This window comes from Kribbella albertanoniae (assembly GCF_004348455.1).
GTDB classification, from domain to species: Bacteria; Actinomycetota; Actinomycetes; order Propionibacteriales; family Kribbellaceae; genus Kribbella; species Kribbella albertanoniae.
Map to the genome: position 1 here is coordinate 1 of NZ_SMKA01000053.1, position 15,119 is coordinate 15,119.

Annotated in this window: 10 protein-coding genes; 4 read left to right on the forward strand and 6 right to left on the reverse strand. The window is 66.7% G+C overall.

The window, feature by feature from the left end:
* The first annotated feature begins 465 nt into the window (after positions 1-465).
* Genes E1261_RS14630 through E1261_RS14640 form a run of 3 tightly spaced genes read left to right on the forward strand, consistent with a single transcriptional unit; the run spans position 466 to position 3,420 of the window.
* Positions 466-1,770 (forward strand): globin domain-containing protein, encoded by a 1,305-nt coding sequence (locus E1261_RS14630; RefSeq protein ID WP_132406855.1) that lies wholly within the window; start codon positions 466-468, stop codon positions 1,768-1,770.
* Positions 1,718-2,188, forward strand: a complete 471-nt coding sequence (locus E1261_RS14635) for a hypothetical protein (RefSeq protein WP_132406857.1) — start codon at positions 1,718-1,720, stop codon at positions 2,186-2,188. Before E1261_RS14630 ends, E1261_RS14635 begins: the two co-directional genes overlap by 53 nt.
* Positions 2,185-3,420 (forward strand): nitric oxide synthase oxygenase, encoded by a 1,236-nt coding sequence (locus E1261_RS14640; RefSeq protein ID WP_132406859.1) that lies wholly within the window; start codon positions 2,185-2,187, stop codon positions 3,418-3,420. Before E1261_RS14635 ends, E1261_RS14640 begins: the two co-directional genes overlap by 4 nt.
* Positions 3,421-3,490: 70 nt before the next feature.
* Here E1261_RS14640 and E1261_RS14645 read toward each other — a convergent pair whose 3' ends face one another.
* The 6 genes from E1261_RS14645 to E1261_RS14670 are packed head-to-tail and all read right to left on the reverse strand — an operon-like array spanning position 3,491 to position 13,680.
* Positions 3,491-4,783 (reverse strand): ricin-type beta-trefoil lectin domain protein, encoded by a 1,293-nt coding sequence (locus tag E1261_RS14645; protein WP_132406861.1) that lies wholly within the window; start codon positions 4,781-4,783, stop codon positions 3,491-3,493.
* Between the two features lie 23 nt (positions 4,784-4,806).
* The gene (locus E1261_RS14650) at positions 4,807-6,093 is read right to left on the reverse strand and encodes a ricin-type beta-trefoil lectin domain protein (protein ID WP_132406863.1); all 1,287 of its coding nucleotides are present in this window, start codon (positions 6,091-6,093) and stop codon (positions 4,807-4,809) included.
* An 11-nt stretch (positions 6,094-6,104) separates the two neighbouring features.
* Positions 6,105-7,805: a ThuA domain-containing protein gene (locus tag E1261_RS46370; RefSeq protein ID WP_132406865.1), complete on the reverse strand. Its 1,701-nt coding sequence runs from the start codon at positions 7,803-7,805 to the stop codon at positions 6,105-6,107.
* A gap of 1 nt (position 7,806) precedes the next feature.
* On the reverse strand, positions 7,807-10,644 hold the full coding sequence (locus tag E1261_RS14660; protein ID WP_132406867.1) for a PQQ-dependent sugar dehydrogenase: 2,838 nt from the start codon (positions 10,642-10,644) through the stop codon (positions 7,807-7,809).
* A gap of 54 nt (positions 10,645-10,698) precedes the next feature.
* Positions 10,699-12,201, reverse strand: coding sequence for a non-reducing end alpha-L-arabinofuranosidase family hydrolase (locus E1261_RS14665; protein WP_132406869.1), 1,503 nt, complete (start codon positions 12,199-12,201; stop codon positions 10,699-10,701).
* A 12-nt stretch (positions 12,202-12,213) separates the two neighbouring features.
* A complete protein-coding gene (locus E1261_RS14670) occupies positions 12,214-13,680 on the reverse strand; it encodes a glycoside hydrolase family 10 protein (RefSeq protein ID WP_132406871.1) in 1,467 nt (488 codons plus the stop codon).
* Positions 13,681-14,093: 413 nt separating this feature from the next.
* On the opposite strand from E1261_RS14670, the gene E1261_RS14675 reads away from it, so the two are divergent.
* On the forward strand, positions 14,094-15,104 hold the full coding sequence (locus E1261_RS14675) for a glycoside hydrolase family 5 protein (RefSeq protein ID WP_238176228.1): 1,011 nt from the start codon (positions 14,094-14,096) through the stop codon (positions 15,102-15,104).
* Positions 15,105-15,119: the final 15 nt, after the last annotated feature.

A 15,119-nucleotide genomic window follows, 5' to 3' on the forward strand; every position in this document is an offset into this window, starting at 1 on the left:
AACCTGAATCGCGTCCTCCCACAGGTCACACCCCCGGCACTCTCGCAGCGCAGCCTCGAGCTTGGGCAGACCGCCCCGAGACGGAACCCATTCGCCGGCACCCACGAACTTCATCCTTCTCCCGTACCCACGCGTTCGGCGGGCAAACTAGTTGCTTGTAGCAACGGTGGCGTCGAGGTCTAGCCAGTACGGGCCGGGCGGGTCTACGGTGGGCGCGCCTGCAGCTGTGACCGCGGGCCTGCATCAAGCGTTTTGTTTGTGCACAAGGGGTTTTGCTCTGGTCCGATTTTCGAGACTATTGAGTCCGCTTCACCGGTTTCAGCCCACCGAACGCGGGTAGGTCGGAGAAGCCAGCTACACCGACTCGGGGACTGGATTGGGAGGGAACCCTTGTCACCACAGCACTTGTCCGGGCCGTCCGTTGCTCTCGAGGAGCTGCCGTTCCGAGCCGGATAGCGAAGCCCGATGGACGCGTATGCCCTGCAACGCAGCTGGGACCAGGTCACCACCCACGGGGACCAGGTTCCGCTGTACTTCTACTCGCACCTGTTCGTGTCTCATCCCGAGGTACGGACGATGTTCCCGCTGTCGATGTCGAACCAGCGGGACAAGTTCGTCGGCGCGCTCGGGCGGATCGTCAGTCACGCCGACCAGATCGAGAAGGATGCCAACTTCCTGCGGCACCTGGGCCGCGATCACCGCAAGTACGCCGTACTGGCGGAGCACTACGACGTGGTCGGCGCTTCGTTGTGCGCAACGCTGATGCACTTCCTCGGGTCCGAGTGGGACGAGGAACTCGCCGGGCACTGGACGGCGGCGTACCAGGTGGTCGCGCGGATCATGGTCGAGGCGGCGGAGATGTCGTCGGAGTCCAGCCCTGACTACTGGGAGGCCGACGTGGTGTCGGCCGAACGGCGGACGATGGACCTCACACTGCTGACAGTCCGCCCGCGAAGCCCGTTCCAGTTCCGGCCTGGTCAGTCGGTGTCGATGGAGGTCCCGCAACGCCCTCGGCAGTGGCGGTACTTCAGTCCGGCCAACGCGCCGCGAGCTGACAACTCCATCGATCTGCATGTCCAGCAGATCGACGGCGGTCAGGTGAGTCCCGCGGTCGTGCGGTCGTTGAAGGCCGGTGACACCGTGAAGCTCGGGGCGCCGGTCGGCGAGCGGCTGACCCGGTGTGAAGGCGATCCGCGGGAGCTGCTGCTGGTCGCCGGCGGGACCGGCCTGGCGCCGCTGCTCGCCGTTCTCGAACAGATCGACAACGAGTGGCAGCGCTCGGGGATCGGGCCGATGGTCCATCTGCTGCACGGCGTCCGGATGCCCTGGCATCTGTACGACCGCCCGCGGCTGCGGCAACTGGCCCAGATCCGGCCGTGGTTCGAGTACACGGAGGTCGTGTCCGACGACGCGTCCTATCCCGGCACCCGCGGCAAGGTCGGCACGGTCGCGGCACGGCAGTTGCTGATCGGCCGGACGGCGATGGTGTGCGGCGGACCGCAGATGGTCGCGCACACGTTAGAACAGCTCGCCGCCGCCGGGATGCAGCCCGAGCACATCCAGTACGAGCACTTCTACTATGCGGCCGCGGGCGAGCACGCCGCGGGTCAGGAGACACCCAGTGACGATCAGCAAGCACAGCCACAGCCGCCACGCATCGCCGTACCAGACGTACCAGACGCCCCGGGCGATCCGGGCCGAGGACTTCCGGCGGCGGATGCGCGGTCTCGACGCGGCCAAGGTCTACGGATACCTCGATCTGCTGGCTGATCAGGTCCAGACCACCGAGCAGGAGCTCAACGACACTCGCGCCAAGAACGAGCGGCTGCTCGCCGAGCTGCAGCGTGGACGGGCCGAGCTGCAGCGCGTCAAGGCGGAGCTGGCCGAGTATGAGGAGGCCGGCAACCGGGTGAACGAGCAGGTCGTCCAGATGTTCAGCCAGGCGCAGCTGGTGGTCGAGGAGATGGTGCAGGACGTCAGCCGGGACACCCGCGAACGCATCGGCCAGGCGCGCGAGCACGAGCGGCAGATCGTCGCACAGGCCATGAATACTGCCGGCCAGCAGGTGCGGACCTACGCCCAGACGGCTCAGGCGCAGATGCAGTCGATCGTGGAGTCGTTCGCGAACGAGGTCGATCACCTCGCCAACACCCCACCGCCCGGTACGCCGGGTGCCGCGGATCGATGACCGTGGTTCGGATCTGGACCGGCCGGCGCCGCGCCCCACGAGCCGGCCGGCTGGCCGCCCCCAGCCCCGGGCGAGTCCAGGCACGCCCCAGACCCGCCGTACAACCGGATGCCGATACTCAAGCGGTCCAAGCTGCGGCCGAGGAGTTCCTGCAGCTCTTCCATACCGAGAATCCCGGGCTCATCGAGCCACGGCTCGCCGCGGTCCGGCGCGAGATCGACCTGACCGGGACCTACTGGCACACCGCCGAGGAGCTGGTCTTCGGCGCCCGGGTCGCCTGGCGCAACAACGCACGCTGCATCGGACGGCTGTACTGGCAAAGCCTGCAGGTGCGCGATCTGCGGACCGTCACCGCCGCCGGCGATGTCGCCGCGCACTGCTTCGACCACCTACGCGTCGCCCACAACGGCGGCAAGATCCGCCCGATGATCAGCGTGTTCGCGCCGGAGACGCCGGGCCGGCCCGCGCCGAGAATCTGGAGCGAGCAACTCATCCGGTACGCCGGTTACGAGCAGCCCGACGGCCGGACCATCGGGGACCCGCGCTACCGCACATTCACCACCGAACTCGTCCAGCGCGGCTGGCGACCACCCGTCGCGCCGGGAGACTTCGACGTACTGCCTCTTGTCGTGGAGACCATCGACGACGGCATCAAGATGTTCGAGCTGCCCGGATCCGCGGTGCATGAGGTACCGCTCGCACATCCCGACCTGCCGTGGTTCGCCGCGCTGGGACTGCGGTGGCATGCGGTCCCGGTGATCAGCAACAACCGGCTGATCATCGGCGGCGTCTCCTACCCGGCTGCGCCCTTCAACGGCTGGTACATGGGCACGGAGATCGGCGCCCGCAACCTCGGTGACAGCGACCGCTACGCGCTGGTCCCCGAGATCGCGGAGCGGATGGGTCTCGACACCTCGACCGAGGCAACCCTGTGGCGCGACCGGGCGTTGGTCGAGCTCAACCGCGCCGTGCTGCATTCGTTTCGTGCCCACGGTGTCAGCATCACCGACCACCACACCGAGTCGCGCCGCTTCCTGATTCACCTGGAGCGCGAAGAACGCGCCGGCCGGACCTGCCCAGCCGACTGGACCTGGATCGTCCCGCCGCTGTCAGGCTCACAGACCCCGGTCTTCCACCGCTACTACGACTCGGAAGACCAGCTACCCAATTTCGTCACCGACGCCGACGCCACCCATCGAGGCCTGTACGGCGGTCCGCCCGCCTTCCGCTGACTACCCGCCGTACCGCAAGGGAGCACGGCGGCCCCCGCGCCGGTGGGACCGCCGTGCGTCTAGGGGGTGGTTAGGCCTTGGCCCAACGTTGGTTGGGGGTGGAGGTGCAGGTTGCGACGGTCGCGGCTGCGCCGTTCGCGGTGCCGTTGGCGGTCAGGCAGAGGCCGCCTTGGGCGCTGGTGATGGTGCCGTTGTCGTTGACGTTCCATTGCTGATTGGCACCGCCGTTGCAGTCCCAGATCCGGGTCGGGGTGCCACTACCGGCGTTGACCGGCGCCTCGAGGCATTTGCCCAGTACCTGCAGGGCTTGACCGCTGCGGGTGAACTGCTGGTTGGCGTTGGTGTGACAGTCCCAGACGATGGTCGCGGTGCCGTTGGCGGAGTTCGCGGCGTTCACGTCGAGGCAGCGGCCGGCCGACTCGCTGCGGAGCCGGAAGGCGGTCGGGGTCGGAGTGGTGTCACCGGTGAAGAACTTCCAGACCTCGTTCTTCACCCAGCTCCTGGCACCGCTCTCGCAGCCGGCGCAGCCGTCGACCGGACCTTGCTGGTGACCACCGTCGAATGCGGCCCAGACCACCGGGTATCCGGCACGGCATCCTGAGTAGGCGGTGGTGATGTGGGTCCGGCTGCCCCCGGCCGGTTCGGGCGGGTTCTGCGCCGTACAGCCGTTGTTCCGGACGAACCTGTCCCGCATTCCGCGGCCGGCGCCGATGTTGTCGTTGATGCCGTGGATCCCCATGTAGGCGAAGGGTTGGGTGCCACCGCTGCACCCGCTGATCCCGCCGGGTGCGGCGATCGCCGCGACCGCGCGGAACGTCGTTGCCCTGGCGCAGGCGAGGGCGTAGCTCATCGCGCCGCCGTAGCTGAAGCCGAGGGCGAACCGCTGCGTCGAGTCGACGCAGAGGTCGTTCTCGATCCGGCGGATCATGTCGTCGGTGAAGGTGACATCCTCGCCGCCGGAGTTGCCCCAACCGTTGTTGAGGCCCTGCGGCGCAACGAAGATCGTCGTGTTGTTCGCCAGCGCCCGAAGGCCGTAGTGGGCGTAGATCTCGCCGTCGCTGCCGCCTCCGGCGACCTGCTGCATCGTGCCACCCAGCCAGTGGAATCCGAAGACCAACCGGTACTGCTGGTTGTTGTTGTAGTTGGCGGGGACGCTCAGGATGAAGCTGCGGTTCTTGCCGTTGCTCTGAATGGTGTGCGTGCCGCTCTGCAGCGTCGGCGCCTTGCCACAACCGGGAGACGCCGCGAGCGGAACCGCCGCCGCGGGTGCAGGCTTGGCTTCCGCCACGCCCGCGCCGCTGAGAATCAGCGCGGCGACGGCGAACGGTGCCAGCCAGCGGCGTACCAGATGTCTTTGCTTCATGAAGTGCTCCTGTTCTCTGCTGTTCATGAGCGGGTCCAGCGTTGGCTCGAGACGTTGCCGCAGCTCGCGACGGACGCGGCCGAGCCGTTCGCGGTGCCGTCCGCGGTCAGGCAGAGACCGCCCTGGGCGCTGGTGATGGTGCCGTTGTCGTTCACGTTCCACTGCTGATTGGCACCGCCGTTGCAGTCCCAGATCCGGGACTTGCTCCCCGGTACGGCGTTCGTCGGCACCTCGAGGCATTTGCCCAGTACCTGCAGGGCCTGGCCGCTGCGGGTGAACTGCTGGTTGGCGTTGCTGTGGCAGTCCCAGACCACCGTCGCCGTACCGTTCGCGGAGTTCGCCCCGGTGACATCCAGACAGCGCCCGGCCGACTCGTTCCGCAACCGGAACGCCGTCGGGGTCGGCGTGGTGTTTCCGGTGAAGAAGTTCCACACCTCTCCGGAAGTCCAGGTCCGCCAGCCCTCGCCACCACCATCGATGGGACCAGGGCCGTGGCCTCCGTCGAACGCGGCCCAAACCACCGGGTACCCGGCACGGCAGCCCGAATAGGTGGTGGTGATGTGCGTGCGGCTACCCACGGCCGGCTCACGCGGACTCTGCGCCGTACAGCCGTTGTTCCGCACGAACGTGTCCCGCAAGGACCGTCCGGCGGAGATGTTGAGCACCGAGTCGTTGATGCCGTGGATCCCCATGTAGGCAACCGGTTGGGTACCGCCGCTGCAGCCGCTCAGTTGTGCGCCGGAGTAGACCGCGACCGCGCGGAAGGTAGTTGCCCGGGCGCAGGCGAGGGCGTAACTCATGCCGCCGCCGTAGCTGAAGCCGAGGGCGAAGCGCTGGGCCGTGTCGACGCAGAGGTCGTTCTCGATCCGGCGCATGATGTCGTCGGTCAGAGTCACGTCCTCGCCACCGGAGTTGGCCCAGCCGTTGCCGATGCCCTGGGGCGCAACGAAGATCGCGGTGTTGTTCGCCAGCCGCCGCTGTCCGTAGTAGGACCAGTTGAAACCGTCGGTCCCGCCCGAGTCGACGTCACCGGCCGTGCCGCCGCGCCAGTGATAGCCGAAGATCAACCGGTACTGCGTGCTGCTGTTGTAGTTGTCGGGCAGTCTGAGGATGAAGGTGCGGTTCTTACCACTGCTCTGAATGGTGTGGGTGCCGCTGGTCAGCGTCGGCGCCTTGCCACAGCCCGCAGACGCGGCGAGCGGCGTAGCTTCCGCAGGTGCCGGTTGAGCCTCAGCGACGCCGGCACCGGTGAAGATCAGCGCCGCGGCGATGATCGGTGTCCACCATCGGGCTGGGGTCTTCTTGGTCATCGACGGGCTCCTCATGGCCGAGTCCAGCGTTGGTTGGTCCCGCCGTGGCAGGTCCAGATGATCAACTGCGTGCCGTTGGCCGTGCTGCCGCCGTTCGCGTCCAGGCACTTGTTCGACTGGGAGTTGACCAGAGCGCCGTTCGCTCCGGCCGTCCAGTTCTGCGCGCCGGTGCCGTTGCAGGTGGACAGTTGCACCTGGGCGCCGTTGGCGGTGCTGCCGCCGGCGACGGACATGCATTTGCCGAGTGCCCGCAACGTGTCGCCGGTGACCGTCCACTGCTGGTTGGTCCCGTTCGTGCAGGTCCAGAGCTGGATCTTGGTGCCGTCGGCAGTACTGCCACCATTGACGTCGGCGCACTTTCCGCCCGGTCCGGTGATCGGTCCGGTGCGTGCGATCGGGCCGCCGAGTTCCTTGATCCGGATGTTGCGGTACGACACGTCGTCACCGGTGCCGTGGTTCTGGATCGCGATGTGGCCTGACGTGAGCGAGCGCACCGGGTCGGTATTGGTGAAGTCGTTGATCTTCACCCCGTTCAGGAACACCTGCAGCCGCTCGCCTTCGACGAGCAGTTCATAGGTGTTCCACTCCCCCGGCGGGTTCAGCGCGGCGTCGCGGGCGGCGAGGTCGGCGGACTTGAACCCGTAGACCGCGCCGGTGGTCTTGTCCGCCGAGTCGGTCGCGTCGATCTGCACCTCATGTCCCTGGCTGAGGGCGGTGTTCGGGTCACTGCCTGCCGGGAACCCGACGATCACTCCGGAGTTGTCGTCACCGGGCATCCGCCAGTCGAGTTTGAGCGAATACGAGCGGAACTCCTTGGCGCCGTACCACAGCATGCCCATCCCGCCGGTGGACGTCAGGGTTCCGTCGCTGTTGGTGAAGCTGCCTGGCCCGGACTGCGACCAGCCGGTGGTGGATCCGTTGTACAGCGTGGTGTAGCCGGTCTCCGGGCGGCAGTCCGCCTTCGTCCGGTTGGCGGCGTACCGGATGCCACCGAGGACCTGCGACCGGAAGGCTGGTTCGGTGTAGCTGGATTGGGTGTGGCCGTTGCCGGTGTAGAAGGACCGACCGGCTTGGATGCTCTTGCACCAGGTGATCGGATGGTCGCCGCCCATGGACCCACCCGAGTACGTCGATTCGTCCAGCGTCGCGAGGACCCTGGCCGACGAGCGGGGGTTGGTGCGGAAGTTGTACCACTCGTCGGTGCGCACCCAGGACGGCGTGAGGTGCTGCGTGGACTGATGTGCCCGGTTCTCGACTCGCACGGTCGCCTGCTGGATCGCCGGGTGCGAGGCGAACTGCGCGCCGACCAGCTCGCCGTAGAACGGCCAGTCGTGCTCGGTGTCCGCGGCCGAGTGGATGCCGACGTACCCGCCGCCGCCCCGGATGTAGGACTCGAACGCGCCTTGCTGGGTGGCGTTGAGCACGTCGCCGGTGGTGTTGAGGAAGACCACCGATTCGTACTGCGCCAGGTTCGAGGCGTTGAACGCGTTCGCGTCCTCGGTCGCGGTGACCGTGAAGCTGTTGGCTGCGCCCAGGTCCCGGATCAGCTGGAGGCCTTGCGGGATGGAGTCGTGCCGGAAGCCGGCGGTCTTGGAGAACACCAGTACGTCGTACGGCGGATCGGCCGCGCTGGCCGGCGGACCGGTGGTGACCGCGAAGACGGCGGCTGCCGTGACGGCCAGACCGAGTACGCGTCGACTGAAGGAACTCATCTCAACTCACCATGCTTCCTGCTGCAGGAACCCAGCGCTGGTTGGTGCCACCACCGCAGGTCCAGATGATCAACTGGGTGCCGTCGGCGGAGCTGGCTCCGTTGGCGTCGAGGCACTTGGTGCCGTTGCGGATCGTGCCGTCGGCCTGCACAGACCAGTTCTGCGCCGCGGAACCGTTGCAGGTAAGCAACTGCACCGGGGTTCCGTCAGCGGTGGCACCGCCGGTGACGTCCATGCACTTGCCCAGTGCCTGGAACGTGTTGCCGGTGCGGGTCCACTGCTGGTTGGCGCCGCCGTGGCAGGTCCACAGCTGGAGTTTGGCTCCATCGGTGGACGTGGCTCCGTTGACGTCGATGCACTTGCCACCGATCCCGGTGATCTGGCCGGCACCACCACTTGTCGCCGCACCGAAGGTGAAGGCGTCCAGGTCGAACAGGTAGCCGGTGCCGCTACCCGCGAACGTCAGGTAGAGCGTGCTGGTGCCGGCTGGGACGTTGGACAGCGTGGTCGAGACGTTGGTGAAGGTTTCCCAGCCACCAGTGTTCGGAACTGTCACCGTCCCGAGTACGGCGCCGGTTGGGGAACCGGTCCGCACGGACAGCGTGCCGCCCGAGCCACCGGAGGAAACCCTGGCCGAGAACCGACTCTCACCGGCGAGGTTGTACGGCTGGAACGCGATCCAGTCACCGTTGTGGATATCGCCGACCGTCTTACCGCCTTCGGCGACCGCCTTGTCGTACAGGGCTGTGCCTGACTGGGTGCCGAAGTGCTCGGCCTGGCGATGCCGGAGCTGCAGGACGTGCTGCGTGTGGGTGGTCACCGGCGGCTGGCCGTTCGAACCCAGGTCGGTGTACTCGGCGTCGAAAACGCCGTACAGGTTGGCTGCGGTGTCGTGCTCACCGTCCGCTGGAATCGGCAGGGTGCCCGTGCAGCCGTTCCGGGATGTGATGAGGTGCGCGTGGCTGTCATGACCCACCAGGTAGCTCAGCTTCACGCGACTGCAGTCGATCGTGCCGTCCTCCGGGTCGGTCACCGTGATCGTGTAGTTCTTGGTGTCCCCGAAGCTGAACAGGCTTCCGTTCGAGGGTGTGGTCAACGTGACTGTCGGGGCGGTGTTGCCCACGGAGATGATCACGCTGGCATTGCCGGGGCGGCCGGCTGGATCGGTCACGGTGAGCGTGGCCGTGTACTGACCGTTCGCGGTGTAGGTGTGGCTCGGGTTCGCCGCCGTGGAGGTTCCTCCGTCACCGAAGTTCCAGGCGTAGGTCAACGCACCGCCTTCGGGATCGCTGGAGCCGGCCGACGAGAACGTCACGGCCAGCGGCGCAGCGCCGGACGTGCGATTGGCAGCGGCCCGCGCGACCGGCGCCTGATTGCCCGCCGGGTTGTACTCGATGCGGTAGAGCGCCGAGCTCGCGTCACCACTTCCCCAGCCGGTGCCGTAGTCGAGGACGTACAGTGCGCCGTCCGGGCCGAAGGCCGAATCCATGACCTGGGTGCCACGCCACGGGAACGGGTTGATCTGCCCGGCCGTTCCGTCGGAGTTCACGTCGATGACCTTGATCCAGCGTCGGCCGAACTCACCGGCGAACACGTGGCCGTCCAGGGCCGGCGGGAACTTCACCGACGACGGGTTGGCCGCGTCGTACCGATACACCGGTGCGCTCATCGGCGACTCGGACCCGCAGCCGAACGCCGCGAGCGAGCAGTTGTCGTACTTGATCCAGGCCGGGCGCGCCGCGGGCAGGTTGGTCAGCCCGGTGTTGTTGGGCGAGTTGTTGACCGGCGCGGCGCAGTTGAACCGCGCCCCCGACGGCCCGGACGGGAACGCGTAGTCCACATAGGTCTCGTTGGTGGTGTTGGAGCCGGTGCAGTAGGGCCAGCCGTAGTTCCCGGCCGAGGTGATCCGGTTGAACTCGACCTGCCCGGCCGGCCCGCGGCTGGAACTCGTCGTACCGGCGTCCGGTCCGTAGTCGCCGAGGTAGACCACGCCGGTGGCCTTGTCCACGTTCATCCGGAACGGGTTCCGGAAGCCCATCGCGTAGATCTCCGGGCGGGTCTGTGCGGTGCCCGGCGCGAACAGGTTGCCGGCTGGGATCGAGTACGTCCCGTTGGCGTTGACCTTGATCCGGAGGACTTTGCCGCGCAGATCGTTGGTGTTGCCCGAGCTGCGCTGCGCGTCGAACGCGGGGTTACGGTTGGTCCGCTCGTCGATCGGGGTGTAACCGGCCGAGGCGAACGGGTTCGAGTCGTCCCCGGTGGACAGATACAGGTTGCCTGCGGCATCGAAGTCGATGTCACCGCCGACATGGCAGCACATCCCCCGGCTGGTCGCCACGTCCAGCACGGTCACCTGGCTGGCCGTGTTCAGGGTGAAGTCGGCGTTCAGGGTGAAGCGTGACAGCCGGTTCACGCCGTTCCACGCCGCCATGTTCGTCCGGTCCTCCGGGGCGTCACCGCCCGGCGTGGACAGTGGTGGCGAGTAGTACAGGTAGATGAACCGGTTGGTGGCGAAGTTCGGGTCGGCCGCGATGCCCTGCAGGCCTTCCTCGTCGTGCGAGTAGACGGGCACCGAGCCGATGGCGTTGGTCGCCCCGGCGGCCGTCGTACGGCGAATTGTCCCGTTGCGGGCGGTGTGCAGGACCGAGCGGTCCGGCAGCACCGCCAGCGACATCGGTTCGCCCATCTCAGCCACCCCGCGCGCCAGCTCGACCTGCTGGAAATCAGCGGGGTTGACCGCATGCGCGGCGGCCTCAGGCGCCGAGCTGATCACGTTCGCCGTCGTACCGGCGGCTATCAGGAGGGCGGCGGAGATCGCCGCTCTGAATTTGAATCGCATAGCAGGTCACACCCTTTTGATCTGAGTCAGGCGGGAGCGGGGTGGGTCAGCAGGTCAGCAGGTTGAGTTCGTCTGCGTGAGCAGGCCCATCCGCCAAGGCAGCTTGAGATAGTCGCCGCCGGCGCCGGGGTCCTGGCCCTGGTAGATGAACTGCAGGTTGCAGGGATTGATCGTCAGCGTCTGGTCGTTGCTGGCCCGGACCAGCTCGCCGTGACTGATGTCCTGCGTCCACGCACCGTTGGGGAACGTGACGTTGTTGCGGCCGGCGAAGGGCTGGCTCTCCGTTGCGGCCAACGGCGTCCAGTTACCGGTCAGGCTGGTGGACGTGAAGGACCGGAAGTACCGCCGGCCGGTGCCGCCGATCGCCTCCTGCATCAGCAGGTACTGATTAGACCCCGACACCTTGTACACGTTGGTCGCTTCGAACAGTGCGAACTTGGAGTCCGACAGCACGATCTGGGTGTTGCCGAACCCGTTGGGGTAGTTGGCCAACGTGGTCTGGGCGCGGTAGATGTGCCCGTTGTCGTCGCTGAAGAACAGGAAGCAGTTCGCGGTGTCACAGATGACCCAGAAGTCGATCCAGGTCCCGTCGCCCTTGTTCTGCCGGACGATCTCGGGTTCCTGGGCGATGAACGTCTTCGGCGCCGACCACGACCGCGGATCGGCCGGGTTGGTGCTGGTCGAGTACGTCGGTGGCGCGGTCTGGTACACCAGATACCAGAGGTTCTGTGGCGCGAAGTGGAACAACTGCGGCGCGGCCCGGTAGCCCGGCCCGATCGCTGATGCCGTGTCCAGGTAGGTGTGCGGCGCGGCCGCCGCCTGTGACCAGTCGCTGAAGTTGAAGTTCACCAGACCCCAACCATTCGCCCCGGCCGTGGTGGCGTAGACCAGCCACTGGTTGTTGTGGCGGACCACCGAGAAGTCCTTGACGGAGTACCGATTCGGGTGCTGCGCGTCAGCCTTCGGCCCGGCGAGCACTCCACTGGACGACCACTGGAAGGTGGACGGCAGCGGACCGCTGGGGTTGCTGTCGAGGCGAACCAGCTGCCACTGCTGATTGGTTGCGCCGCTGTCGGAGCGCTGCGCGATCGTGGCCCCGTTCGCGGTCGAACCACTCGGGATCTCGAGTGTCTTGTTGCTGGTGCGGTTGATCAGCCGGACGTAGCCGTCGGGCGAGTCGGCCAGCCGGAACTGCTGGTTCCCGCCGTTGTGTTCGGTCCACTGCACGATCGCAGCGCCGTCGGCGGTCGAGGCGTTGAAGACATCCAGCGCCTTGGCCGAATGCCGTGCCCGCAGCTTGTAGTACCCACCACCGGAATCCACGAACTGGAACTGCTGGTTGGTGCCGTCGTGCCGCGTCCATTGCTGGGCCGCTGCGCCGTCGGCAGTACTCGCACCTGAGATGTCCACGGCCTTGCCGCTGGCCCGATTGACCAGGACGTACCAGGCGTTCGGATCGACGGTGGCCGCATGGGCGGGGATCGCACTGATGGCTGCCACCAGGCCGGCCACCAGTGCGAGCGCCATCGCCAGCACGATCGCTTTTGTTCGATGCATGTCCGTCTCCTTCTAGAGGCGCTGGAGCTGGAAGCGCTGGTTGGCGTTGCCGCTGGGGGTCCACTGCGAGATGCGCGCGCCATCGGCGGTCGATGCCGCCCACACGTCCAGGGCCAAGCCGCTCTGCCGGTTGATCAGGCTCACCACGCCGCTGCCGTGATCGGTGGCCTGCCATTGCTGAGCCGCGGTGTTCGTGTCCGGCTGCTGTGTCACATCAGCGCCGGTGCCGGACCCCGAGACCTGCAGGACGAGGCCGCTGTGCCGTGCGCGGATCCGGTAGTAGCCACCGCCGGCATCGAGGAAGTCGAACTGCTGGTTGGTCCCACCACTTGACGCCCATTGCTGCAACCCTGCGCCAGCAACCGTGGAGGCATTGGCGATGTCAGCGGCCTTGTTGCTGTGCTGGGCCACCAGCCGGTAGTTGACGCCGACCTGGATCGGGCTGCCGGTCGGCGTGCCGTTCAGCACCGTGAGGACGGCGTCGTACGCCGGCTTCTTGTTGCCGCTGCGGTCGAACAGCAACGGGTTGTCGTTCCCACGCCAGGAGTCGCTGTCGCGGACGCCCCACGTGGTGATACCGGTGCACCGCGCGACGTTCATGCACGCCCGGACCGTGGTGGCATAGGCGGTCGGCGATGCCTGGGAGATGTCCAGCTCGGTGAGCTGGACGTCGACGCCGAGGGCGGCGAAGCTCGCGACCGTGGTCTGGAAGCTGCCGGGCGGGTTGTTTCCGAAGTGGGACTGCAGCCCGACACAGTCGATCGGGACGCCGCGGGCCTTGAAGTCGCGGACCAGCCGATAGACACCCTGTGTCTTGGCCGCGTTCCAGTCCTCGATGTTGTAGTCGTTGTAGCAGAGTTTGGCGGCGGGATCCGCAGTGCGGGCGGTCCGGAACGCCTCCTCGAGGAACCCGGTGCCGAGGACGTTGCGGAACACCGAGGAACGAAGCGCGCCACTGCCGCCGTCCTCGAAGGCCTCGTTCACCACGTCCCAGGAATGGATCTGGCCGCGGTACCGACCGGCCACCTGGTTGATGTGGTTGTTCATCACGCTGCGCAGGGTGTTCGCGTCCCCGATGGCCTTGACCCAGTCGGGCAGCTGCGAGTGCCAGACCAGGGTGTGACCACGCAACTGCTTGCCCTGGCTGCGTGCATGGTTGGCGATCCGGTCGGCCGAACCGAAGGTGAAGTTGTTGCGGGACGGCTCGGTGTGGTCCCACTTCATCTCGTTCTCGGCGGTGATCGAGTTGAACTCGCGGTTGAGGATCGTCGTGTACTGCGAGTCGCCCAGCTTGCCGCCGGCGACCGCGGCACCGAAGTACCGGCCGGACTGCGCCGCCGCGGCCCCGAGGGTGCTGGCTGCCTCGGCCGCGTCAACGGTCGCGGACGCGTTCGGAACGAGCGCGAAAGCGGTGGTGGCGGCCAGCGCGCCGGCCGCGAAGCGGCGCCACCATCGAGCGGAATCGATCTGCGGTTTCATTCTTCCTCCTGGGTCAGTGAGGGCGTACGGTGCTGACGGGAGCGCTCCCACGCTCACGTAGCAGAAGGCCAGGACGTCAGCGGCATGGCTGATCAGTCCCGTGCTGGAGGCGAGAGCGTGCGGCCGGCGGCGAAGGCGCCAGTAGCAGCGGTTGGCGGTTGAACCATGGGGACTCCCGGGGCGGTGGGTGTCGATCCGGTCGATCAGTTGCAGACCGTACGGGACGTATCACAGCCTGCGCAATGCTTCAGTCTTATCCAGTTCCCTACTTAAATGATTCAGTCTCATCCAGGACCATGTTCGAGTCTGAACGTTCGTGTCCATGGGTGATCGGCGCATGGACACCGCTCGGCCCGAGGCCGATATTTCTTGCACATATCGCAACCCTCGAACCGCTCAGAAGGGGCGAGAACATGATCCGAAGAATGCTGAACCTCCTGGTGGTGACAGCACTCGGGCTCACTGGCGTGGTCGTCACGTCGGCACCGGCCAGTGCTGCCACCAACCAGTTCCGTGGCATGAACTGGGCTGTCCTGGGTGACAACTTCAGTCGCAGTCCGCTCGTCATCTCTGGCCTGAGTTCGACCGACAGCAATGCGACCGTGCGAGCCAAGGCCAACGCCCTGTACGACGACATGGCGGCGATCGGGGTGAACGCCGTACGGCTGCCGATCAACACCCACACCGTCGGAACGGCCTGGTGGGAGGCCTACCGGGGCGCCATCGACGCGGCGACCGCGCGCGGCTTCAAAGTCATCCTCGCCTACTGGGAGGACGGCGCCGCTTCAGGCGGCAAAGTCACGAACTATGCCGCATGGAACACGATGTGGTCGCGCGTGACCAGCCTCTACGGTTCCAACACCAACGTGTACTTCGAGCCGATGAACGAGCCGCATGGCTATAGCTCGGCGGACTGGCGAAACGTCGCCGCCGAGTGGCTCAGGTATCACTACTCGGCCGTGCCCAGCCGAGTGCTCATCGGCGGTACCGGCTTCAGCCAGGACCTCCGCGACATCTGCAACGACAGCCGCTTCAACGGCACGCTGATGTCATTCCACACCTACACCTTCTTCACCGGCCCGATGACGTACGACGGCTGGCGAAGCCACATGCAGACGCGGCTGGGTAATTGCGCCTCGCGCGCGGTGATGACCGAATACGGCTCACCGATGTCCAACGGCCTGAACTACGCCAATGCGTCCAGCACCGACAATTTCGTCCGCTATCTCCGCGCCGCCACCCAGGTGATGCGCGACAACCAGATGGGTGGTACCTACTGGCCCGCACTCGGTGGCAAGCGCACCGACGGCGGCGGTTACGACTGGTACTCGATGTTCGCTCTGAGCGGCAGCGGTACCAATCTCAACCTGGCCGTCCGCAATACCTCCGGCCGCGACCGGATCAGGTACGGCTGGGGTTTGTAGACGGTATTTGTTAGA